This window comes from Delftia sp. ZNC0008 (genome assembly GCF_000799035.1).
GTDB classification, from domain to species: domain Bacteria; phylum Pseudomonadota; class Gammaproteobacteria; order Burkholderiales; family Burkholderiaceae_C; genus Comamonas; species Comamonas tsuruhatensis.
Map to the genome: position 1 here is coordinate 1 of NZ_JTKZ01000322.1, position 4,865 is coordinate 4,865.

Annotated in this window: 4 protein-coding genes; all 4 read right to left on the reverse strand. The window is 66.6% G+C overall.

From position 1 onward, the window contains the following. Window positions 1–111: 111 nt before the first annotated feature. Complete coding sequence (gene tssH / locus L995_RS10645; RefSeq protein WP_047471517.1) at window positions 112–2,853, reverse strand: type VI secretion system ATPase TssH; 2,742 nt, start codon at window positions 2,851–2,853, stop codon at window positions 112–114. Between the two features lie 51 nt (window positions 2,854–2,904). Next, on the reverse strand, window positions 2,905–3,207 hold the full coding sequence (locus L995_RS34305) for a hypothetical protein (RefSeq protein WP_231574406.1): 303 nt from the start codon (window positions 3,205–3,207) through the stop codon (window positions 2,905–2,907). A 265-nt stretch (window positions 3,208–3,472) separates the two neighbouring features. Further along, on the reverse strand, window positions 3,473–4,078 hold the full coding sequence (locus tag L995_RS10655; RefSeq protein ID WP_231574407.1) for a hypothetical protein: 606 nt from the start codon (window positions 4,076–4,078) through the stop codon (window positions 3,473–3,475). Between the two features lie 35 nt (window positions 4,079–4,113). Continuing rightward, window positions 4,114–4,865: hypothetical protein (locus tag L995_RS10660; protein WP_047471521.1), on the reverse strand; the 752-nt coding region annotated here is incomplete at its 5' end.

The following is a 4,865-nucleotide window of genomic DNA, read 5'->3' on the forward strand; positions in this document are numbered from 1 at the left end:
CGGTGTCGGCGGCCTGGCCGATGGCGCCCAGGTCCAGCGCCTGCGCAGCCGGGGCGGCCAGCAGAGCTGCTGCGATCACTGCCGTGGCGGCGCGTGGCAGGCGGTGCCTTCTCATGCCGGCTCCGCAGCGCGGGTGCGCACGTCCAGCGTGAAGTCGTCGCCGCTGGCGCCGGCATGCAGGCTTTGCAGTTCCTGGCCTTGCACGGTGGCCTGCAGGAAGTGGGCAGCCATGCGCGGCAGCAGGTTCTGGGTGAGGATGCCGTCCACCATGCGCGCGCCCGATTCGACCTCGCTGCAGCGGCGGCGCACCAGGTCCACGGCTGCTTCATCGAAGCTGAACTGCGCGCCGTGGCGTTCCTCGATGCGCCGCTGGATGCGCAGCATCTGCAGCCGGATGATCTGCTCCAGCATGGCGTCGGAGATGGGGTAGTAGGGCACGACGGTCAGGCGGCCCAGCAGCGCGGCGGGGAAGGTCTGCAGCAGCGGCTGGCGCACGGCCTGGGCCAGGCCTTCCGGTGTGGGCGCCAGGTCCGGGTCGCGGCACATGTTGGCGATCAGGTCCGAGCCCACGTTGGAGGTCAGGATGATGACGGTGTTCTTGAAGTCGATGTAGCGGCCCTCGCCGTCTTCCATCCAGCCTTTGTCGAAGACCTGGAAGAACATCTCGTGCACGTCGGAGTGGGCCTTTTCGATTTCATCGAGCAGGACCACGCTGTAGGGGCGGCGGCGCACGGCCTCGGTGAGCACGCCGCCTTCGCCGTAGCCCACGTAGCCGGGCGGCGCGCCCTTGAGGGTGGAGACGGTGTGCGCCTCCTGGAACTCGCTCATGTTGATGGTGATGAGGTTTTGCTCGCCGCCATACAGGGCTTCGGCCAGGGAGAGGGCGGTTTCCGTCTTGCCCACGCCCGAGGGGCCGGCGAGCAGGAAGACGCCGATGGGCTTGCCCGGATCGTCCAGCCGCGCGCGGGAGGTCTGGATGCGGCGCGTGATGGCCTCCAGGCCGTGGCGCTGGCCGATGACGCGCTTCGCCAGCGTGTCTGCCAGCGAGAGCACGGACTGCACCTCGTCACGCACCATGCGGCCCACGGGAATGCCGGTCCACTCGGCCACGACGGCGGCGACCACGCCGGCATCGACCACGGGCTGCAGCAGCGGGGAATCGCCCTGCAGCTCGGCGAGCTGGCGGCGCAGCGCTTCCAGCGAGGCCACGCTGGGTGGCTCGGCAGGTTCGGTTGCGGTGGCTTCGGCGGCCGTTTCCGGCGCCGCAGCGGACGGGTCTGCGGCGGCGCCGGTGGAGAAGACGGGCGGCTTCAGACCCATGAGGGCGGCCTCGGTTTCCAGGATGCGGCGGGCCAGCGCGCTTTCCTGGCCAAAGCGCTCGGCCAGCGTGGCCTGGCGCTCGCGCAGGCCGGCCAGGTCGGTTTCCAGCGCCTGCAGGCGCTCGGCCGTGGGCAGGCCGAGGGCGGCCTCGCGCAGCAGCACTTCCTGCTCTACGCCCAGGGCCTCGATGCGGCGCTGCACGGCTTCCAGCTGGGCGGGCGTGGCATGCAGGGCCATGGCCACGCGCGAGCAGGCCGTGTCCAGCAGGCTGACGGCCTTGTCGGGCAGCTGGCGCGAGGGAATGTAGCGGTGCGACAGGTTGACGGCCGCGGCCACGGCGTCGGCCGCAATGCGCACCTGGTGGTGGTTTTCCAGCTTGGCGGCCACGCCGCGCAGCATGTCCACGGCGCGGGGCTCGTCGGGCTCGTGCACCTGCACCAGCTGGAAGCGGCGGGTCAGGGCCGGGTCTTTTTCGATGTATTTCTTGTACTCGGCCCAGGTGGTGGCGCCGATGGTGCGCAGCGTGCCGCGCGCCAGGGCGGGCTTGAGCAGGTTGGCGGCATCGCCGGTGCCGGCCTGGCCGCCCGCGCCCACCAGGGTGTGGACTTCGTCGATGAAGAGCACGATGGGCGTGGTGCTGGACTGCACGGCGTCCAGCAGGCCGCGCAGGCGGTTCTCGAACTCGCCCTTCATGCTGGCGCCAGCCTGCAGCAGGCCCACGTCCAGCACGCGCAGCTCCACGCCCTGCAGCGGCGGCGGCACATCGCCCTGGGCGATGCGCAGGGCCAGGCCTTCGACCACGGCGGTCTTGCCCACGCCGGCCTCGCCCACCAGGATGGGGTTGTTCTGGCGGCGGCGCAGCAGGATGTCCACCATCTGGCGCACTTCGTCATCGCGGCCCGTGACGGGGTCCAGTTCGCCCGCCTTGGCGCGGGCCGTCAGGTCCACCGTGTACTGCTGCAGCGCACCGCCCTGGCCGGGTGCGGCGCCCGTGGCCTGGCTCGCTTCGCCTGGCGTGCCTTCCAGCCCGCTGCCATCGGCCGCGCGCATGCGTGCCTCGGGCGAGTCGGGCAGCAGGCGGGCGAAGGCATCGCTGAGCGCGGGCTCGGAGATCTTGTCGAATTCGCGCGAGATGGAGCGCAGCTCATTGGCCAGCGAGCGCGTGCGCACCATGCCCGACAGCAGATAGGCGCTGCGGATCTGGCTGTCGTTGAACATCAGCGTGGCATAGACCCAGCCGCGCTCGATGGCGGTCTCTATGTGCTCGGAGAAGTCGCTGATCGAGGTAGCGCCCCGCTGCAGCTGGTCCAGGCGGCGCAGCACATCGGCGGCCAGGCGGTCGGAGGCGATGTCGAAGTGGCGCAGGATGCGGATCAGGTCGCAATCGTTTTCCTGCAGCAGCTGGTGCAGCCAGTGCACCAGTTCCACATAGGGATTGCCGCGCAGCTTGCAGAACACGGTGGCGCCTTCCAGCGACTTGAACAGCAGCGGGTTGAGCTTGCCGAAGAGGGATTGGCGGCTGATTTCTGTCATGGGTCTTGGGTGCTTAAAAAGAAGGGATCAATGGGCGGTCGGAATTGCCGGCTAGCGGCGGGGGCGGACTTCGACCTTGCGGCCCTTGGCCTGGCACTGCGCCAGCAGTAGGTCCACCCAGCTGCGTTCGACGAGGAAGCTGCTGCCGGTGATTTCCTGCGCCGTTTCACGGACGTCGGTGGCGAGGTGGATGGCCTTGGCTTCGGACAAGGCATTGCCATCCCATTGCGCTTCATCCGGCGATGGTTTGGCGGTGAAGCGGCGCTGTCCCAGATTGGCGATCTGGCCACCTTCCAGCCAGACCATCCAGACCGACGAGCGCGCAGGGACTGCGCTGCGGTTGTGCTGTTGCACGAAGCAAAAGCGCTGGAGGGCTGAAGGCTTTCCGGGGCGAGTCGATGCCTGGCGGCTCTTCAAATGGATACGCAGGGCGGCTGGAGAAGGAATCAGGGATTGCGCCGGACGCGAGAAATCGGAAGCCCGCCCGCTTTCAGGCGCTGCCAGCAAAGGCAGGGCCGATCCCGCCAGGGTGGCCAGCAGACACCTTGCGAGCAGGCTACGGCCTTGCCTGACACGGCATGGGCCGGGAAAGCGGTTGCGTCCGATATGCGGCATGCGGCTATCGGGCAGGAGTCACTTTGATGGTGCGGCCCTTGGCCTTGCACTGCGCCAGCAGCATGTCCACCCATGCGCGTTCGACGAGGAAGCTGCTGCCGTAGATTTCCTGGGCCGTTTCCCGCACGTCGGTCGCGAGCTTGATGGATTTCATTCTTGCCAGGCTTTCACCATCCGCTTTGGCGTCTTCTTTCGTCAGCGTTTTGGGCGAATAGAGATGCCAGCCCATATTGACGATCTCGCCGCCATTGAGCCAGACCATCCACACGTTCGGCTCGGGATCGGACGGATGGTCGGGACGCTGCTGCACGAAGCAAAAGGTATTGCTCTGGCGGGCTCTTTGGGTTTCCCAGACTTCATCCTTGAACTTCAGGTATTGCCGCAGCGCAGTCATGGACGCGACTCTTTCCTGCGCAGGCCGAGAGTAGTCGGCAGCCGTCGGCTGGGTTTGCTGGCTGCTGATTTCAGCCGGCGATGCTGGTGGCGGCGATGATTCGGAGGCTTGGGCGCCTATCAAGTAGGCGCTCACTGCAATGGCAGTGGCAAGGCTGGCCATTGGGAAATGGCGATGCGGTTTCAAAGCGCTTGATCCGGTATGGGTTGGTGACATGGAGTGCCCTCCTTGGTTTTCGATGTGTTTGGGGATCAGTCGCGTTTGCGCAGCCGGGCATGTGTGTAGAACATGTTTCTAGCCAGCGCGGCGTGCTGAATGAAGTCGGCTCCGGGAGAGCTGGATTTCGCAGTTCTCCAGGCGAACAGGCCTGTGGGGGTTGGGTCTGGCGGCACCGCGCCGGTGGCAACGTCCAGGGCCGCCTGCACAAAGTCCAGATAGGCCTTGCGTTTGGGATGCAGGCCGTTGTTGGCGTTGTCCACATAGTCGCGGAGGTTCTTGGCAATGTCGGGACCCAGCTTCGGATAGACGTTGAAGCCATGGAATTGGACCGATCCCCGGTCATCTGCCATGACGATGTCCTCGACGCTGGTGGCACCGCGGGCCATGAAGTCTTCAGGCTTTCCGCTTTTCAAGCGGTTCTCGATGACTCGGCGCATCCATTGCATTCCGGTTTTCACGTTGTCGAGATTCCAAGCCAGTGAGGTGTCGCCCGGCGAGACGCTTTCCGCCAGGAACAGCCTTGCCAGCATCCCCTCCGTCGTGCTCTCTGCAGGCAGCGAAATGCTCTTCTCCACCTGCACGGTGATGGCTGCGGGCATGACGCTGAGCCCGCTTCCCTGCACCGCCACGATGCTGAGCTTGGTGAGCCCGGGCTGCTGCGCCACGAAGTCGAATTGCCAGCTGTCGGCGCGGGCGTTGTGTACGGGGGGCTGGGCCGCAAGAATGCTGGGCGCATCGATCCTGGCACCCAGCTTGTAGGCCTTTGCGACGGCCTCGATCTTGA